The organism is Pseudomonas sp. 313, from assembly GCF_000316965.1.
Classification (GTDB): domain Bacteria; phylum Pseudomonadota; class Gammaproteobacteria; order Pseudomonadales; family Pseudomonadaceae; genus Chryseomonas; species Chryseomonas benzopyrenica.
Map to the genome: position 1 here is coordinate 120,253 of NZ_ANBZ01000072.1, position 14,942 is coordinate 135,194.

A 14,942-nucleotide genomic window follows, 5' to 3' on the forward strand; every position below is an offset into this window, starting at 1 on the left:
CTCACTATATTCGAGGTAAGTAGTTGTCATGTCAACCGCCGCCGCCATTGCCGAAGCCCTGATGGATCTGAAACGGCAGATGCGCCAACAACTGGATGAGACCCTCAAGGCCTCTGGACTTTCCTTTGCCCGCTACAAGGTGCTCAAGGTGCTGGAACGCCTGGGACCCTGCCGCCCGGGCGAGGTCGCCGAACAACTGCGCCATGCGCCACGCACCCTGACCGATGCCTTCGACGCCCTGGAGCGTGACGGCCTGGTCCGCCGCGAGCCCCATCCCCAGGATCGCCGCGCTCTGCTGGTGCACCTGACAGAGCAGGGGCGCCAGGCCCTGGATCAGGCCCAGGCGCCCCGGACCCAGGCGCTGGAAGCGGTCTTCGCGCCCCTGGATGCGACCGAGCAGGCGCAACTGCTGGCCTATCTGGAGCGCGTCCGTATTTGTAGTTGAGCGGCGGGCGAACTCCGTGGCGGTCGTTGCGCTCGAAAGAAGGACCCTATCTAGGAGAGCCTGCCATGAGTGACCAGCGTTCCGATGCCCACCTGGGCAAGACCCCACCCAACGAACCCGCGCTCGATGAAGCGGGACACCCCGTGGATGTGGTGAAGAAAGACATGGAGCAGCCGGAATCGACGCCGACCGATGGCATCGACAAGGTCCTCACGCCCACCGATATCAAGACCAAGGAACAGGAAGCCGAGGCGCTCAAGCGCAAGAACGCCGAGGTCGAGCGCAAGCTGGAGCGCTGATGCTCCACGTGGAACCTCGGCTGGCCGAGGTATCCATGGCGTCCTTGCCTCGAAGCTGGCCATAGCCATAGCCAAGGCTCCTCATAGTGCCTTTGCACTGGCTGCGAAGAGGTGAGGCGCCTAGCCTGGGCGCTGATCATCCCTTCTTGGCGTCAGGAGCATCCATGGACCAGGCCACCTTTATCGAGCAACTTGCCCGCGAGGGTTTCCAGCCACCGGTACTGGTCGAGCGCGATGCCCTGGGCAGGCTGGACCCTCATGCCCACCCCTTCGAAGCCAGGGCGTTGGTAATCCAAGGTGAGCTGCGTATCCGCAGCGCCGCTGGCGAACGCCACTACGGCGTCGGTGACATCTTTCAGCTCGCCGCCCAGGAGACGCATTCCGAGGTCTTCGGCCCCACGGGCGTGCGTTACCTGGCAGGTCGGCGACCGGCCTAGCCTTCGCTGTCGTTCTTCTCGATGTCCTTGCGTTGGCGGTTGAGGATCACGCAACCGTAGATGCCGCCGCCCAATAGCAACACGGCGAGGATGGAAAAGAGGGTCATGAAGATGGAGTCGTTCATCGTACTCTCCGAAAGCGGGGTCGGAGCAGTCTAGCGACTTGCGGACAGCTCGGCGAACAGGCTCTGGAACAGGGTGTTGCCGATGCCGGAGCGGCATCGGCAGACGCCTCAGACCCTTAGCCTTCGAGCGTGGCGTTCAGGTTGATCTTGGCGCCCTTGAGCACCTTGGACACCGGGCAGCCTTCCTTCGCCTGGTTGGCGATGGTGGTGAACTGTTCCTGGGTGGCACCGGGGATCTTGGCCTTCATGGTCAGATCGATGGTGGTGATCTCGAAGCCATCACCGACCTTGTCCAGGGTCACGTCGGCCTTTGTCTCGATCCGCTCGGGAGTCAGGCCGTTCTGGCCCAGCAGCATGGAGAAGGCCATGGAGAAGCAGCCGGCATGGGCTGCGCCGATCAATTCTTCGGGATTGGTGCCCGGCGTGCCTTCGAAACGGGTGTTGAAGCCGTAGGCATTGTCCTTGAGCGCACCGCTCTCGGTGGAGATATGGCCCTTGCCATCCTTCAGACCGCCTTGCCAGACCGCGGAAGCATATTTCTTCATGGAGCGTCTCCGGTTGTAGGTTAGGAATCCATCTAGAACCAGGCGGCAGCCGGTAAGTTCGTTGCAGTCGATCCGGGAACTGCGTGGTCAACCTCTTTCGACCATCCCTGGAGGCCCTCATGAACTATCGCACTCTCGGCCGCACCGGTCTGAAGATTTCGCCCCTTTGCCTCGGCTGCATGACCTATGGCGTGCCCGAGCGCGGCAATCATCCCTGGACCCTGCCGGAAGATCAGAGCCAGCCGCTGCTGAAGAAGGCCCTGGATCTGGGCATCAACTTCTTCGACACCGCCAACAGCTACTCCGACGGCACCAGCGAAGAGATCGTCGGCCGCTTCCTCAAGGCCAACGCCGTGCGCGAGGAGATCGTGCTGGCGACCAAGGTGTACTTCCCGTTGCGTGACAGACCCAATGTCGGCGGCCTGTCGCGCAAGGCCATCTTCGCCGCCATCGACGCCAGTCTGCAGCGCCTGGGCACCGACCATGTCGATCTCTACCAGATCCATCGCTGGGACTATCACACGCCCATCGAGGAGACCCTGGAGGCCCTACACGACGTGGTCAAGGCCGGCAAGGCGCTGCACATCGGCGCCAGCAGCATGTACGCCTGGCAATTCGCCAAGGCGCTGCACACCGCCGAGCGCCATGGCTGGACCAGATTCGCCACCATGCAGAACCACCTCAACCTGCTCAACCGCGAAGAGGAGCGGGAGATGCTGCCGCTGTGCCGCGATGCCGGTATTGGCGTGATCCCCTGGAGCCCGCTGGCCCGTGGTCGCCTGACCCGCGACTGGGACGCCAGCACGGCGCGTACCGAAAGCGATGCCTTCGGCAAGACCCTCTATACCGCCAGCGAGGAATCCGATCAGCAGATCGTCGCCGCCGTAGCCCGCATCGCCGAAGTCCGCGGCGTACCGCGCGCTCAGGTGGCGCTGGCCTGGCTGCTGCAGAAGCCGGGCATCGACGCGCCCATCGTCGGCGCCTCCAAGCCGCAGCATCTGGAAGACGCGGTGGCGGCGCTGGAGCTGCACCTGAGCGACGAAGAGATCGCCGCCCTGGAAGCGCCCTATGTGCCGCATCCGGTGGTAGGGTTCAGCTGAGACGGGGCCTTGCCCTCACCCTAGCCCTGTCCCAGAGGGAGAGGGGGAAGAGCGGGATGGAGTGCCGGCTGAGGTTCCATGCCCGGGGCCCCAAGGATCCTTCCCCTTGGCGCCCCAAGGCTGAGGCCGGGCTAGCGCTAGCAATAAAAGACGCTTCAGGCTTATTCAAACTCACCCTGCAAAGCCGAGGACCGCTCTGCTCCCCTCCCCCTCAGGGAGAGGGGCCGGGGGTGAGGGTGCCTGACCCTAGGCGAACTGGTCGGCGATCTGCCGCTCGGCGCTGGCCAGGGCCGCGTTCTTGGCTTCGTCGCCATAGGCCAGGCCTTCGGCGCGAACGATCTGGATGTCGGTGATGCCGAGAAAGCCCAGCAGCAGCTGCAGATAGTCCTCGTGGGCGATGCCGGTGGGCTTGCCGGCATGGATGCCGCCCGCGGTGGCGACGATGATCGCCTTCTTGTCGCCACACAGGCCTTCCGGACCGGCTTCGCTGTAGCGGAAGGTGGTACCGGCCACGGTGATGCGGTCGATCCAGGCCTTGAGCTGGGTCGGAATGGTGAAGTTGTACATGGGCGCACCCAGCACCAGTACGTCGGCGGCGAGGAATTCCTGTAGGGCGCGGGCATTGCGCTCCGCTTCGTCGCGCTGTTCGGCGCTGCGCAGCTCGGCCGGGGTGGCCCCAGCGGCCAGGCTGGCGCCGGAGAAGTGCCCGAGGGCGTCGTGGGCGAGGTCATGGTAGATGACCTCCAGACCCGGCGTGGCGGCCTTGAGCGCGTCAACGACCTTGGCGGTCAAGGCGCGGGAAGCGGAGTGATCGCCGAGGATGCTGGAGTCGATGTGCAGGAGTTTCATGGCGGTGGTCCTGTAGGGTCTTGAGAGATGAGCCCAGACTACCGATAAGACGATCTCCTGATTAGACGGCTAAAATGCGATGCATCGTCCCATGGATAGGACAATCGCCCATGCAAGATCTCAATGACCTCGCCTACTTCGCCAAGGTGGTGGAGGCCGGTGGCTTCGCCGCCGCCGGGCGGCTGCTGGGCATTCCCAAGTCGCGGCTGTCCCGCCGCATCGCCGAGCTGGAGACTCGGCTGGGCGCGCGCCTGTTGCAGCGCACCACCCGCACCCTGACCCTCACCACCCTGGGCGAGCGCTATCTGGTGCACTGCCAGGCGCTGTTGCGCGAGGCGGAAAGCGCCGCCGAAACCGCCGCCAGCCTGTCCAGCGAGCCGCGTGGACCGCTACGAGTGTCCTGCCCGGTGGCCCTGGCGCAGCAGTATCTTCCCGAGGTGGTGACGCGGTTTCTTACCCGCTATCCCCAGGTGCAGCTGGACATGCTGCTGGTCAACCGGCGGGTGGACATCATCAACGAAGGGGTGGACGTCGCCATGCGCGTGCGGGACGTCGACGACGAAGAGCCAGGCTTGGTGGTGCGGCGGCTGCGCCAGGCTTCCGTGGTGTTGGTGGCGGCACCCGAACTGCTCGCCGGGCGACGGCTGGATACCCCGGAGGCCTTGCTAGGCCTACCCTTGCTGGGCGCCCTGGAGGTGGATCGCAAGGTACACCTGCGTCTGGCAGGACCTCAGGGCGAACGTCGCGAGCTGATACTGGAAGCGCGCCTGGGCATCGATGATTTCGGCGTGCGCAAGGCCGCCGCCCTGGCCGGACTCGGCTACACCCTGCTGCCGTTGCCCTATTGTCAGGCCGAGTTGGCCGAGGGCCGCCTGCAACGCCTGCTGCCGGACTGGTCGATCCCCGGTGGCCATCTCCAGGCCGCCTATGCGCACCGCCGTGGCCAATTGCCGGCGGTGCGCGCCTGGCTGGAGCACTTGGAAGAGAATTTTCGGGATCAGCATGGCGTGCCAGTCTGATCTATAAACCCGTTTAGTCTTTATTTGGTCTGTATTTGGTTTTTTACTGTGCCATCGATAAGCTAATGGCCATGCCATGACGCCTGTGCCATCCCTCTGGAAGGGAAGCTCAGGCTTTCAGCTCAGGAGGACATCCGATGAAAACCGAAACCATCAGTTATCTGAAGCGCCACGCGGCCAATCTCGATCTTCACGAACCCATGGTCGTCACCCAGAACGGGGTACCGGCGTATGTCATCGAGTCCTACGAGGAGCGCAAACGTCGCGACGAGGCCATTGCCCTGGTCAAGCTTCTAGCCATGAGCTCGCGTGAGGACAACGAGGGGCAGTACCAGACTGCTACGCAGGTAAAAGATCGTTTGGCTGGGCGTTTCTCTGGAGATTGAATGAACCTGGCTCTACGTTTTACTGAATGCGCTGTTCTCAGCCTCGAAGATCAGGTCCATCATCTGACCGATCACAGCAACCAGCAGAATGCGCTTGCCAGGATCACCGGGCTGATCGACGCCGTCGAGAGCCAGCTACCAGCAGTGCCCTTGGCTTTTCCCGTCAGCCGCCAGGCTAGTGAATTGGGCGTCCTGCATTACCGTGAATTCAATCATGACGGCTTCCGGGTCTTTTACGAGATCAAGACTACAGAGCAGGCGGTGGTGGTACTGCTGGTGCTCAGGCAGAAGCAGAGCGTGGAAAAGGCGCTGATCCGCTACTGCCTGTTGCGTTAGACCACCGTCGCCCAGGCCGAGGCGAGCAACAGCGCCGCCATCCCCAGGTTGAAACCACGCCAGGCGCGGTTCGATTTCAGGTGGCGCGCCGCGACCCGGCCGAGCAGCGCCCAGAGACCCAGGCAGGGCACTGACACCAGCAGGAACACCAAGGCCAGGACCAGCACCTGCCGCCAGAGGTCGGCGCCGGGCTCGGCATAGACGGTGACCACCGCCAGCGCCATGCTCCAGCTCTTGGGGTTGAGCACCTGCAGGCCCGCGGTACGGCTGAAGCCCAGGTGGGCGCTGTCGTCCGCCACCGCGGGCGCGCCGGCGCGGGCCAGTTGCCAGGCCAGCCAGCTCAGCCAGAGCACCCCGGCCCAGGCCAGGCCGCGCTGCCAGTCCGGATGTCGGGCCAGGGTCTGGCCGAGACCGAAGCCCACCACCAGGACCAGGGCCACCGCGCCCAGGCTGCCGCCCAGCACCAGGGGCAGACTGGCCCGGGCGCCGTGGCGGGCGCTGTGGCCGAGGATGAGCACATTGGTCGGTCCGGGGGTGATGGAGGCGACCAGGGCGAACAGCAGGAAGGGCAACAGGGACATGGGAGACTCCCGGTTTGGAGGGAGCCCCAGGGTCGCAAGCCTGCCGCTAGCGGTCTGGAAGATTCGAGCAACGCGCGCGATAGGCCGCCGGGGTCAGGCCATAGGCGCGGCGAAACCAGCGACCCAGGTGACTCTGGTCGGCGAAGCCCAGGGCGGCGGCGGTCTGCGCCGGCGACAGGCCGTCGGCCAGCAGGCGGCGTGCCCGCGACAACCGCAGCTGTACCAGATAGGCGTGGGGCGCCAGACCAAAGGCCGCCTTGAAGGCGCGAGTCAGGCGGAATCTGTCCACGCCACAGGCCTGGGCCAATGCTTCCAGGCCGAGGTCTTCCTGATGATGGGCATGCAGGAAGTCCCGGGCGCGCAGGGCCACCTGGGGCAGCCGTGGATCGCCCCCCTGGGGCGCGCGCCATTGCAGGTGCGGCAAGAGGCGCAGCAGCAGGGCGTCCAAGGCGCTCTGGCGGACGATGCGCAGCTCCGGACGACTCATGACCTCATGGGCCCAGGCCACCGCGCGGTGCAGTTCGGCCTGGTCCACCAGGGTACGGGCGAAGCCCGGTTCGCCCAGCGGCCGGGCATCACCGTGCAGGCCTTGCAGCTCGCGCGCCAGCCACTGGGGATCGAGGTAGAGCATGGAATAGGTGAAGCCCTCGGCTTCCGGCGCCTGGCCGTCGTGCAACTCGCCGGGCTCCAGCAGAAAGACCTGCCCCGGGGTGCTCAGGTGGCGCTGGCCCCGGCAGTGGAATTGCTGCAGGCCCTGCTCGGTGTAGCCCACCAGATAGGCGTCGTGCCAGTGCGGATCATAGGCATGGCCCTCGAAATGGGCGCGCAGGGTCTCGATGCCGGTGTCGGCGTCCTGCTGCAGCTGGATCCAGTGATCGTCGGCCATGGCGAGAGAAGGGGATCTGCGGGCTTTCCAGTCTAGCTACGGACCCGGCGCCGGTCTGGAAGATTCGTGCAGCCTAGTGTGGTGTTTCAGAAGTTCGCGCAAGAATTGGCGAGTGATTTTTTGACTTGGGCTAGGCGCCGCGACGAGTCATAGCAGGGCTATGGCGAGGAGTGGCAACGCCGCTCAAGCCGAAAAAGCGCCGCCAAAATTGTGCAGTTAACTTCTGAAACACCACACTAGCGCCCCAGCCGCGCCGGCAGCTCCTGCGCCAGATGGCGGATCAGTTCGGAAAGCCGACGCGGCACATGGCGCTGCTGGCGGTGTACCGCATAGATGGCTGCAGCCGGCGCCTCATGATCGGTCAGCACTGGCACCAGGGCGCCACTGGCGATCAGCTCGGCCACGTCCCATTCCGATCTCAGGATCAGTCCGTGGCCCTCCAGCGCCAAGCGCACCACCACCTCGCCATCGTTGCTGCTGAGACTGCCGCGCACCTTCTGGGCGAAATGCTGACCGTCCCGGGTGAAGCGCCAGACGGCGTAGTCGCCCGCATCCTGGCGCAGCACCAGGCAATTGTGCCGCGCCAGGTCCGCCACGCTTTCCGGCACGCCGGCCCGGGCCAGGTAGGCGGGGGCAGCGCAGAGCAGGCGACGGTTATCTAGCAGGCGGTGGGCGATGACCCGGGCATCCGGTGGCTCGCCGACACGGATATCCAGGTCGAAGGGCCCTTCCAGTAGGTTCACCGGATGGCTGGAGAGGTGCAGATTGACTTCCAGCCCGGGATGGCAATGGGCGAAGTCCGACAGCAGCGGCGCCAGGTGCCGTCGGCCGAAGCCGAAGGTGGCGTTGAGATTGAGCACCCCGGCGAGCGGCGCATCGGGCCTTCCGACGGCAGCCTCCAGGTCTTCCAGCTGGGTCAGCAGCGGTCGGGCGCCTTCCAGATAGCGCAGGCCTTCCGGCGTCAGGTCCAGCCGCCGGGTGGTCCGGCGGATCAGTTGCACGCCCAGGCGGCGCTCCAGGGCAGTGAGTCGTTTACTGACCGCCGCCAGGGACAGCCCCAACTCCCGGGCAGCGGCCGTCAGGCTGGGGTGGCCAGCCAGGCGGACGAAGAAGGCAAGGTCGTCAGCGGACAAGATTCTTGATCCCAGGTTAAGAATGGCTTTCCTTGAGACGGGATTGTACGCCTCCGGCGCGAGACTACACTGGGTCCATCCCACCCAGACTGTCGGAGAAAGCCCATGCAAGCGTCCAAGCCCCACAAGATCGCGGTCATTGCTGGAGACGGCATCGGCAAGGAAGTCATGCCCGAAGGCATCCGCGTGCTGGATGCCGCCGCCCAGCGCTTCGGCATCGCCCTGCAGTGGGATCACTTCGACTTCGCCAGCGCCGAGTACTACCAGGCCCATGGCAAGATGCTGCCGGACGACTGGTTCGAGACGCTCAAGGACTACGACGCCCTCTACTTCGGCGCCGTCGGCTGGCCGGACGTGGTGCCCGACCACATCTCCCTCTGGGGCTCGCTGCTGCAATTCCGCCGTCGCTTCGACCAGTACGTCAATCTGCGGCCCTGCCGGCTGATGCCCGGGGTCAAGGCGCCCCTGACCAATCGCCAGCCGGGCGACATCGACTTCTATGTGGTGCGCGAGAACACCGAGGGCGAGTACTCCAGTGTCGGCGGCATCATGTTCGAGGGCACCGAACGCGAGGTGGTGATCCAGGAAACGGTCATGACCCGTCACGGCACCGACCGCATCCTCAAGTTCGCCTTCGACCTGGCCCAGCAGCGGCCACGCAAGAAACTGACCTCGACCACCAAGTCCAATGGCATCGCCATCACCATGCCCTGGTGGGACAAGCGCGTGGAAGAGATGGGCAAGGCCTATCCGGACGTGGCGGTGGACAAATTCCACATCGACATCCTCACCGCCAACTTCGTCCTGCACCCGGACTGGTTCGACGTGGTGGTGGCCAGCAACCTGTTCGGCGACATCCTCTCCGACCTGGGCCCGGCCTGCACCGGCACCATCGGTATCGCGCCTTCGGCCAACATCAACCCGGAACGCAATTTCCCCAGTCTATTCGAGCCGGTGCACGGCTCGGCGCCGGACATCGCCGGCCGCGGCATCGCCAATCCCATCGGCCAGATCTGGTGTGGCGCCATGATGCTGGAGCATCTCGGCCATGCCGAAGCCGGCGCTGCCGTGGTGGCGGCCATCGAGGCCGTGCTGCGCCAGGGTGCCGAACAGGCGCCCCTAACCCGCGACCTCGGCGGCCAGGGCACCACTGAGAGCCTGGGTCAGGCCATCGCCGCGGCTCTGGCCTGAGATGGACGGCCTCTTTGCGGGCTTCGAACAGCGGCGGCTGAACGTCGGCGGCGTCGAGATCAATTGCCGCGTCGGCGGTCAGGGGCCTGCGCTGCTGCTGCTCCACGGCCATCCCCAGACCCATGTGATGTGGCATAAGGTGGCGCCGCGGCTGGCCGAGCGCTTTACCCTGGTGGCCGCCGATCTGCGCGGCTATGGCGACAGCGCCAAGCCCGACGCGGGCACGGAGGCCTACAGCAAGCGCACCCTGGCGGGGGATAACGTCGCGCTGATGCGCCTGCTGGGCCACCAGCGCTTCGCCGTACTGGCCCACGACCGCGGCGCCCGCGTCGCCCATCGCCTGGCGCTGGATCATCCCGCGGCGGTGGAGCGGCTGATGCTGCTGGACATCGCCCCGACCCTGGCCATGTATCGGCAGACCGACGAGGCCTTCGCCCGCGCCTATTGGCACTGGTTCTTCCTGATTCGCCCGGCGCCGTTGCCGGAGCGGCTGATCGAAGCCGATCCGGAAGGCTATCTCAAGGGCGTGATGGGTACGCGCAGTGCCGGCCTGGCCCCCTTTCCACCGGAAGTGCTGGCCGAATACCTGCGCTGCCTGAGCCTGCCTGGCACCGCCCGGGGCATCTGCGAGGACTACCGCGCCAGTGCCGGGATCGACCTGGAGCACGACCAGGCCGACCTGGATGCCGGGCGCCGGCTGGAGCTGCCACTCCGCGTGCTCTGGGGCGCCGAAGGCACTGTCGGGCGCTGCTTCGATCCGCTGGCCGAATGGCGTCAGGTGGCCACCCAGGTCAGTGGTTGCGCCTTGCCGGGTGGCCATTACCTGGCGGAGGAATTACCGGATCTGGTCGTGGCAGAAGCGCTGGCCTTCTTTGGTTGAGTCGATGATCGCAAAGGAGTGTTGCGTCATCTGGCTGTAACAAAGTGTGACGTCATCGAGGTCGAGTCGGTCTATTCGTGAAATTTTCGTGAAAAGAGACCTCGATGAACGCTCCCCTCTTCACCGCCTTCTGGCAGTGGCGTCGCCTGGCGCTGTGCCAGGCTCTGGCCCTGGGCCTGCTGCTGCTCTGGCTCATTCCCACCGTTCGTACCCAGTTGCTGGCGTTCGATGCCGGGCTATTTCACGCCCTCAATGCCCCTCTGGCGCATTCCACCGCCTGGCTCTATCTCTGGACCTTCTTCAGCTTGCGGCCGGTGGATGCCCTGGTCGGGCTGGTGCTGCTGGCCTTGCTGGTTCGCGGCGGCTGGGCCTATCCGACCCATCAGGTACGGCCGGCGCTGGCGACCTTCATCGGCCTGCTGGTGATCCTGCTGATCGTGCGAACCTTGCTGACCAAGGGCATCGAAGCCTGGGGCCTGCAGCATTCCAGCCCGTCCGACGTGCTCCCGGGCGCCTATCTGCTCAGCGATCGCTTTCCCGGGCTGGAGCATGGTTGGGAATTGAAGGACAGGTCCGGCGCCAGCTTTCCCGGCGACCACGCCTCGGTGCTGCTGCTCTGGGCGCTGTTCATGGCGCACTTCACCCGCGGCGGACGCCGCCTGGTGGTGGCCGCGCTGGCGGTGCTGTTCATGCTGCCGCGCTTGGTGGCTGGCGCCCACTGGGGTTCGGATGACTATATCGGCGGCCTGGCGCTGGCCCTGGGCGTCATCAGCCTGGGCCTGCACACGCCGCTGGCCGCCGTCTTCGCCCGCCAGGGTGAGCGCCTGCTGGCGCCACCCCTGCGTGGCCTGGGGCGGCTGCCGGTGTTGGGCCGTTTGAGTCTGCTGCGACCCTAAGGTGCGTTAGGCGCGCGCCTGAGCCAGGGCCGGCAGCAATTGCTGGTCGATGGCCTGGCGTACCGCCGGCAGCAGCGCCGCGCTGCCGGACAGCAACTCCTGGATCAGTTGGCGCAGGGCCTGGGCACGCTCCTGGTTGAGCCCGGTCACGGCCTGCCGACAGGCTTCGTCCGCAGTTGCCGCGGGCGTCACGTTGAAACCCAGCGCACGCAGGCGGTCGCGGAAGTCGTCCTGGTCGATCAAGTCGGCGATCATCATGGCACTGCCCTCTCAGGTGGAATGCCTGGATTCTCCCATTGGCGTCGCAGAGGGCAAGCCGGGCTGGCGTCGCCGCATAGCCCGATGTCGTTTTTGGAAAGCGCCTCGCCGGCCAGCCAGGCAATGTAGGTTTATTACGACGCCCTGCCTGGACAATCTGCCGCAGGGTCAAAACCGACGTTCGCCGTTAGAATGCGCCCTATCCACGATATTTTGCGGTTGTTCGCTTCCAGAGCAAGCAATCCACGGTTACACACTGAGGCCCATCAGGGCGTTTGAACCTCTTCCGTCTCCAGCGGTTGAGGTTTTTTTTTGTCTTTTGACAGGTTGGCCGCGGGTACCAAGCCCAGTTCGCCGCCGAGAAAGCGCTCCAGGGCACAGCGCAGGGCTTCGGCGCGCCGGCCCTGGGCGCGCAGTGCACCGTGCAGCAGGCCGGCGCCCTCCCACAGCCGACAGGAGTTACCCGCCGCGCGCAGGGCGGCAGCATAGGCGCGGCCGTGGTCAGCCAGAGGATCGCGCCGCGCCACGGCGACCAGGGCGGGTGCAAGCCCGCTGAAAGCGTCAGCCTGCAGCGGCAAGGCGAGGGGATCCCGGCGATCTTCCGGGCGGGGCAGATAGGCATCCAGACAAGCCCGCCAGTCGGTCGCGCTCAGCAGCGGCGCCTGGGCCTGATGGCGCTCGCTGGGCAGCACCCGATCCGTCAGCGCGGGATAGATCAGTACCTGGGCCCGCGGCTGGGCACGACCTTGTTGGCGCAGCGCCAGGCACAGGGCCGCGGCGAGATTGCCGCCGGCACTGTCACCGGCCACCGCCAGCCGGCGCTCGTCCAACCCCAGTGCCTGAGCCTCACGTTGCAGCCAGTCCCAGGCCCGCCGGGCATCGTCCAGGGCCGCAGGATAGGGATGCTCCGGTGCCAGGCGATAGTCCACCAGCAGTACCGCCAGCCCCAGTTGCCGCACCAGGCGCGCCGCGAGAAAGCCGTGGGAATCCATATCGCCGAGCATCCAGCCTCCGCCGTGCAGATAGAGCAGGGCGGGGTGGTTGGCGCGGGCGTTCAGTGGCGCCACCAGCCGCAGCGGTACCCCATCGGCACGGTGATCGCTGATTGCCAGCCCCTGGTACTCCGCTGGCGCCAGGGCCGCGCAGAGCCGGGCATAGGCCTGGCGCTGGGCGGTGATGTCCGGATCCTGGGTGGCGAAGGCCTGGCTGGCCGCGACGAAGGCGGCCATGTCCGCGGACAGCGGTGGTGTTCTCATCGCCGGGATGGGGGCAGGCCGATGACCCGCCCGACGTGCTCCGGCCAGGGCTCGTCCCGCTGCGCCGCCAGCCGGGTCGCCAGCCAGTCGTGCATCCGCGGCGCGAAGGGCGCGGAACGGGGGCCGTCCAGGTGGACGTGCAGGAGCAGCTGCTCGGAGGCGGCCAGCAGCTCAGCCTGCCCCTGGTGATGGAGGCCGAAATGCAGGTGCAGGCGCTTGGCGTCCAGGGCCAGGAACCTCACCCGCACCTCCAATTGGGCGTCCGCCTTCACCTCGTGGAGGAAATTCAGGTGGCATTCCAGGGTGAACAAGGAGTGCCCGCTGGCCGCACGACCGGCGGCGTCCAGGCCCATGGCGTCCATCAGGGCGTCGGTGGCATGGCTGAAGATCAGCAGGTAGTAGGCGTCGCGCAGGTGGCCGTTGTAGTCGACCCACTCGGAGGCGACCGAAGTACGGTGGATGATCATGACCGCTCCTAATCCAAGATGCCGTGGCGCGCCTTGCATCCGGCAATGGCCGCCTGCACCGCCAGCAGGCAGTCGTCGCGATAGCGCTCCAGCGCCGCCAGTTCCAGGTCGCCCTGCTGGGCCTGGGTGCCCTCGACCACGGCGTCGATCAGGTCGTCGGTCAGCTCCGGAGCGTCCAGGTAGGTCCAGGGCAGCTTCAGCGCCGGGCCGAATTGCTGCATGAAGTGGCGCATGCCCGCCGGCCCGCCGGCCAGGGTGTAGGTAAGGAAGGTGCCCATGAACGACCAGCGCAGGCCGGCGCCGTAGCGGATGGCGTCGTCGATCTCGCCGGTGGTGGCGACCCCGTCGTTGACCAGGTGCAGGGCCTCGCGCCACAGGGCTTCGAGCAGGCGGTCGGCAATGAAGCCAGGCACCTCCTTGCGCACCCGCAGCGGCCGCATACCCAGCTCGCGATAGAAGGCCTCGGCGCGCGCCAGGTTGGCCGTCGAGGTCTGGCTGCCGCCCACCACCTCCACCAGCGGCAGCAGATAGACCGGATTGAACGGGTGGCCCACCAGGCAGCGCTCGGGGTGCAGGGCTTCGGCATAGAAATCGCTGGGCAGCAGCCCCGAGGTGCTGGAGCAGATCAGGGCGTCGGGTCGCGCCGCACGACTGACCCGGGCATGCAGTTCGCGCTTGAGCTCCAGGCGTTCGGGGGCGCTTTCCTGGATGACGTCGGCGCTGGCGACCGCGGCGTCCAGATCGGTATGGAACGTCAGGCGGTCCAGGCTGGCACCGGGCGCCAGGCCCTGGGCCTCCAGCGCCGGCCAGGCATTGGCCAGGCGGGTGCGCAGGGCGGCTTCGGCGCCGGGCGCCGGATCCCAGGCGCGCACCTCCAGGCCCCGGGCCAGGGCCCGGGCGATCCAGCCGGCGCCGATCACGCCGGTCCCAAGGGCGGCGAAGACGGCGCTCATCGGGCACCTCCCAGCTGCATCTTCGTCCGGCCCTCGGCGGGGCTCAGGGCGCGCCCGCCCAGGCGTTCGATGATCTGGATGACCCGCTCCACCAGGCTGCCGTTGGTGGCGTGGACGCCCCGGTCCAGCCAGAGATTGTCTTCCAGGCCGACGCGCACGTTGCCGCCCAGCAGCATGGCCTGGGCGGCCATGGGCATCTGCATGCGGCCGATGCCGAAACCTGCCCAGCAGGCGCCCGGCGGCAGGTTGTCGACCATGGCCTTCATGGTGGCGGTGTCGGCCGGGGCGCCCCAGGGAATGCCCAGGCACAGCTGGAACAGCGGGTCCTGCAGCAGGCCTTCCTTGAGCAACTGCTTGGCGAACCAGAGATGGCCGGTGTCGAAGATCTCCAGTTCCGCCTTCACTCCCAGTTCGGTGATGCGCCTGGCCCCCGCGCGCAGTTGCGCGGGGGTGGAGACATAGATGAAGTCGCCGTCGCCGAAGTTGAGGGTGCCGCAATCCAGGGTACAGATGTCCGGGCGCAACTCTTCGATGTGCAGCAGGCGGGTGAGGGGACCGACCAGGTCCGAGCCGGGGCCGAAGTCGGTGGGTGTCTCGCCTGGCCCTATCTCCAGGTCACCGCCCATGCCGGCTGTGAGGTTGACGATGATGTCGACGTCCGCCTCGCGGATGCGCTCGACCACCTCGCGATAGAGGGCCACGTCGCGGCTGGGCTTGCCGGTGGCGGGGTCGCGCACATGGGCGTGCACCACGGTGGCGCCGGCGCGGGCGGCCTCCAGGGCGGCTGCGGCGATCTCTGCCGGGGTGACGGGAACATGGGGATTGCGGCCTACGGTATCACCGGCGCCGGTCAGGGCGCAGGTGACGATGACATCGGTGTTCATGGGGTCTGTCCTTGGG

21 protein-coding genes are annotated in these 14,942 nt (G+C 66.6%); 10 read left to right on the forward strand and 11 right to left on the reverse strand.

What is annotated here, in order from left to right; genetic code table 11:
• Positions 1 to 28 precede the first annotated feature (28 nt).
• From C722_RS0116485 to C722_RS0116495, 3 genes are all read left to right on the forward strand, one after another.
• Entirely contained in the window at positions 29 to 445 is a 417-nt protein-coding gene (locus C722_RS0116485; protein ID WP_017641564.1) for a MarR family winged helix-turn-helix transcriptional regulator, read from the forward strand.
• A 65-nt stretch (positions 446 to 510) separates the two neighbouring features.
• Entirely contained in the window at positions 511 to 744 is a 234-nt protein-coding gene (locus tag C722_RS0116490) for a hypothetical protein (RefSeq protein ID WP_017641565.1), read from the forward strand.
• A gap of 164 nt (positions 745 to 908) precedes the next feature.
• Positions 909 to 1,181, forward strand: a complete 273-nt coding sequence (locus tag C722_RS0116495; protein ID WP_017641566.1) for a hypothetical protein — start codon at positions 909 to 911, stop codon at positions 1,179 to 1,181.
• Here C722_RS0116495 and C722_RS26755 read toward each other — a convergent pair.
• Positions 1,178 to 1,306: a hypothetical protein gene (locus C722_RS26755; protein ID WP_017641567.1), complete on the reverse strand. Its 129-nt coding sequence runs from the start codon at positions 1,304 to 1,306 to the stop codon at positions 1,178 to 1,180. The two genes, C722_RS0116495 and C722_RS26755, sit on opposite strands and share 4 nt — an antisense overlap.
• 116 nt (positions 1,307 to 1,422) lie before the next feature.
• Entirely contained in the window at positions 1,423 to 1,851 is a 429-nt protein-coding gene (locus C722_RS0116505; protein WP_017641568.1) for an OsmC family protein, read from the reverse strand.
• Positions 1,852 to 1,970: 119 nt separating this feature from the next.
• Here C722_RS0116505 and C722_RS0116510 point away from each other — a divergent pair, with 119 nt between their 5' ends.
• Positions 1,971 to 2,951: an aldo/keto reductase gene (locus C722_RS0116510; RefSeq protein WP_017641569.1), complete on the forward strand. Its 981-nt coding sequence runs from the start codon at positions 1,971 to 1,973 to the stop codon at positions 2,949 to 2,951.
• A 246-nt stretch (positions 2,952 to 3,197) separates the two neighbouring features.
• Here C722_RS0116510 and C722_RS0116515 read toward each other — a convergent pair whose 3' ends face one another.
• Complete coding sequence (locus tag C722_RS0116515; protein ID WP_017641570.1) at positions 3,198 to 3,800, reverse strand: FMN-dependent NADH-azoreductase; 603 nt, start codon at positions 3,798 to 3,800, stop codon at positions 3,198 to 3,200.
• Positions 3,801 to 3,910: 110 nt separating this feature from the next.
• Between C722_RS0116515 and C722_RS0116520 the strand changes: the two genes are divergently transcribed.
• From C722_RS0116520 to C722_RS0116530, 3 genes are all read left to right on the forward strand, one after another.
• Positions 3,911 to 4,819 carry a LysR substrate-binding domain-containing protein gene (locus C722_RS0116520; protein WP_017641571.1) on the forward strand — a complete coding sequence of 303 codons (909 nt, stop codon included), beginning with the start codon at positions 3,911 to 3,913 and terminating at the stop codon, positions 4,817 to 4,819.
• Positions 4,820 to 4,956: 137 nt separating this feature from the next.
• On the forward strand, positions 4,957 to 5,205 hold the full coding sequence (locus C722_RS0116525; protein WP_017641572.1) for a type II toxin-antitoxin system Phd/YefM family antitoxin: 249 nt from the start codon (positions 4,957 to 4,959) through the stop codon (positions 5,203 to 5,205).
• A complete protein-coding gene (locus tag C722_RS0116530) occupies positions 5,206 to 5,541 on the forward strand; it encodes a type II toxin-antitoxin system RelE/ParE family toxin (RefSeq protein WP_017641573.1) in 336 nt (111 codons plus the stop codon).
• Here C722_RS0116530 and C722_RS0116535 read toward each other — a convergent pair.
• The 3 genes from C722_RS0116535 to C722_RS0116545 all read right to left on the reverse strand — a co-directional run bounded on the left by C722_RS0116535 (position 5,538) and on the right by C722_RS0116545 (position 8,141).
• Positions 5,538 to 6,122, reverse strand: coding sequence for a LysE family translocator (locus C722_RS0116535; protein WP_017641574.1), 585 nt, complete (start codon positions 6,120 to 6,122; stop codon positions 5,538 to 5,540). The two genes, C722_RS0116530 and C722_RS0116535, sit on opposite strands and share 4 nt — an antisense overlap.
• A gap of 46 nt (positions 6,123 to 6,168) precedes the next feature.
• The gene (locus C722_RS0116540; protein WP_017641575.1) at positions 6,169 to 7,008 is read right to left on the reverse strand and encodes an AraC family transcriptional regulator; all 840 of its coding nucleotides are present in this window, start codon (positions 7,006 to 7,008) and stop codon (positions 6,169 to 6,171) included.
• A gap of 236 nt (positions 7,009 to 7,244) precedes the next feature.
• On the reverse strand, positions 7,245 to 8,141 hold the full coding sequence (locus C722_RS0116545) for a LysR family transcriptional regulator (protein WP_017641576.1): 897 nt from the start codon (positions 8,139 to 8,141) through the stop codon (positions 7,245 to 7,247).
• A 105-nt stretch (positions 8,142 to 8,246) separates the two neighbouring features.
• Between C722_RS0116545 and C722_RS0116550 the strand changes: the two genes are divergently transcribed.
• The 3 genes from C722_RS0116550 to C722_RS0116560 all read left to right on the forward strand — a co-directional run bounded on the left by C722_RS0116550 (position 8,247) and on the right by C722_RS0116560 (position 11,108).
• Positions 8,247 to 9,332: a tartrate dehydrogenase gene (locus tag C722_RS0116550; protein ID WP_017641577.1), complete on the forward strand. Its 1,086-nt coding sequence runs from the start codon at positions 8,247 to 8,249 to the stop codon at positions 9,330 to 9,332.
• Between the two features lies 1 nt (position 9,333).
• Positions 9,334 to 10,212 (forward strand): alpha/beta fold hydrolase, encoded by an 879-nt coding sequence (locus C722_RS0116555; RefSeq protein WP_017641578.1) that lies wholly within the window; start codon positions 9,334 to 9,336, stop codon positions 10,210 to 10,212.
• 104 nt (positions 10,213 to 10,316) lie between these two features.
• A complete protein-coding gene (locus tag C722_RS0116560; RefSeq protein WP_017641579.1) occupies positions 10,317 to 11,108 on the forward strand; it encodes a phosphatase PAP2 family protein in 792 nt (263 codons plus the stop codon).
• Positions 11,109 to 11,114: 6 nt separating this feature from the next.
• Here the strand turns inward: C722_RS0116560 and C722_RS0116565 are convergent, their stop codons facing one another.
• From C722_RS0116565 to C722_RS0116585, 5 genes are all read right to left on the reverse strand, one after another.
• Positions 11,115 to 11,366 (reverse strand): hypothetical protein, encoded by a 252-nt coding sequence (locus C722_RS0116565; RefSeq protein WP_017641580.1) that lies wholly within the window; start codon positions 11,364 to 11,366, stop codon positions 11,115 to 11,117.
• A 266-nt stretch (positions 11,367 to 11,632) separates the two neighbouring features.
• Positions 11,633 to 12,622, reverse strand: a complete 990-nt coding sequence (locus tag C722_RS0116570; RefSeq protein WP_143075255.1) for an alpha/beta hydrolase — start codon at positions 12,620 to 12,622, stop codon at positions 11,633 to 11,635.
• Positions 12,619 to 13,089, reverse strand: a complete 471-nt coding sequence (locus C722_RS0116575; protein WP_017641582.1) for a thioesterase family protein — start codon at positions 13,087 to 13,089, stop codon at positions 12,619 to 12,621. The genes C722_RS0116570 and C722_RS0116575 overlap by 4 nt, the downstream gene beginning before the upstream one ends.
• An 8-nt stretch (positions 13,090 to 13,097) precedes the next feature.
• Positions 13,098 to 14,042: an L-carnitine dehydrogenase gene (locus C722_RS0116580; RefSeq protein WP_017641583.1), complete on the reverse strand. Its 945-nt coding sequence runs from the start codon at positions 14,040 to 14,042 to the stop codon at positions 13,098 to 13,100.
• Positions 14,039 to 14,926 (reverse strand): 3-keto-5-aminohexanoate cleavage protein, encoded by an 888-nt coding sequence (locus tag C722_RS0116585; protein ID WP_017641584.1) that lies wholly within the window; start codon positions 14,924 to 14,926, stop codon positions 14,039 to 14,041. Before C722_RS0116585 ends, C722_RS0116580 begins: the two co-directional genes overlap by 4 nt.
• Positions 14,927 to 14,942: the final 16 nt, after the last annotated feature.

Excerpts from the sequence above, each read along its gene's own strand:
- C722_RS0116540 (WP_017641575.1), bottom strand. The coding sequence starts at position 7,008 with ATGGCCGACGATCACTGGATCCAGCTGCAGCAGGACGCCGACACCGGC.
- C722_RS26755 (WP_017641567.1), bottom strand. The coding sequence starts at position 1,306 with ATGAACGACTCCATCTTCATGACCCTCTTTTCCATCCTCGCCGTGTTG.
- C722_RS0116565 (WP_017641580.1), bottom strand. The coding sequence starts at position 11,366 with ATGATGATCGCCGACTTGATCGACCAGGACGACTTCCGCGACCGCCTG.
- C722_RS0116525 (WP_017641572.1), top strand. The coding sequence starts at position 4,957 with ATGAAAACCGAAACCATCAGTTATCTGAAGCGCCACGCGGCCAATCTC.
- C722_RS0116490 (WP_017641565.1), top strand. The coding sequence starts at position 511 with ATGAGTGACCAGCGTTCCGATGCCCACCTGGGCAAGACCCCACCCAAC.
- C722_RS0116485 (WP_017641564.1), top strand. The coding sequence starts at position 29 with ATGTCAACCGCCGCCGCCATTGCCGAAGCCCTGATGGATCTGAAACGG.
- C722_RS0116575 (WP_017641582.1), bottom strand. The coding sequence starts at position 13,089 with ATGATCATCCACCGTACTTCGGTCGCCTCCGAGTGGGTCGACTACAAC.
- C722_RS0116560 (WP_017641579.1), top strand. The coding sequence starts at position 10,317 with ATGAACGCTCCCCTCTTCACCGCCTTCTGGCAGTGGCGTCGCCTGGCG.
- C722_RS0116580 (WP_017641583.1), bottom strand. The coding sequence starts at position 14,042 with ATGAGCGCCGTCTTCGCCGCCCTTGGGACCGGCGTGATCGGCGCCGGC.
- C722_RS0116530 (WP_017641573.1), top strand. The coding sequence starts at position 5,206 with ATGAACCTGGCTCTACGTTTTACTGAATGCGCTGTTCTCAGCCTCGAA.
- C722_RS0116505 (WP_017641568.1), bottom strand. The coding sequence starts at position 1,851 with ATGAAGAAATATGCTTCCGCGGTCTGGCAAGGCGGTCTGAAGGATGGC.
- C722_RS0116520 (WP_017641571.1), top strand. The coding sequence starts at position 3,911 with ATGCAAGATCTCAATGACCTCGCCTACTTCGCCAAGGTGGTGGAGGCC.
- C722_RS0116570 (WP_143075255.1), bottom strand. The coding sequence starts at position 12,622 with ATGAGAACACCACCGCTGTCCGCGGACATGGCCGCCTTCGTCGCGGCC.
- C722_RS0116550 (WP_017641577.1), top strand. The coding sequence starts at position 8,247 with ATGCAAGCGTCCAAGCCCCACAAGATCGCGGTCATTGCTGGAGACGGC.
- C722_RS0116510 (WP_017641569.1), top strand. The coding sequence starts at position 1,971 with ATGAACTATCGCACTCTCGGCCGCACCGGTCTGAAGATTTCGCCCCTT.
- C722_RS0116495 (WP_017641566.1), top strand. The coding sequence starts at position 909 with ATGGACCAGGCCACCTTTATCGAGCAACTTGCCCGCGAGGGTTTCCAG.
- C722_RS0116535 (WP_017641574.1), bottom strand. The coding sequence starts at position 6,122 with ATGTCCCTGTTGCCCTTCCTGCTGTTCGCCCTGGTCGCCTCCATCACC.
- C722_RS0116515 (WP_017641570.1), bottom strand. The coding sequence starts at position 3,800 with ATGAAACTCCTGCACATCGACTCCAGCATCCTCGGCGATCACTCCGCT.
- C722_RS0116555 (WP_017641578.1), top strand. The coding sequence starts at position 9,334 with ATGGACGGCCTCTTTGCGGGCTTCGAACAGCGGCGGCTGAACGTCGGC.
- C722_RS0116585 (WP_017641584.1), bottom strand. The coding sequence starts at position 14,926 with ATGAACACCGATGTCATCGTCACCTGCGCCCTGACCGGCGCCGGTGAT.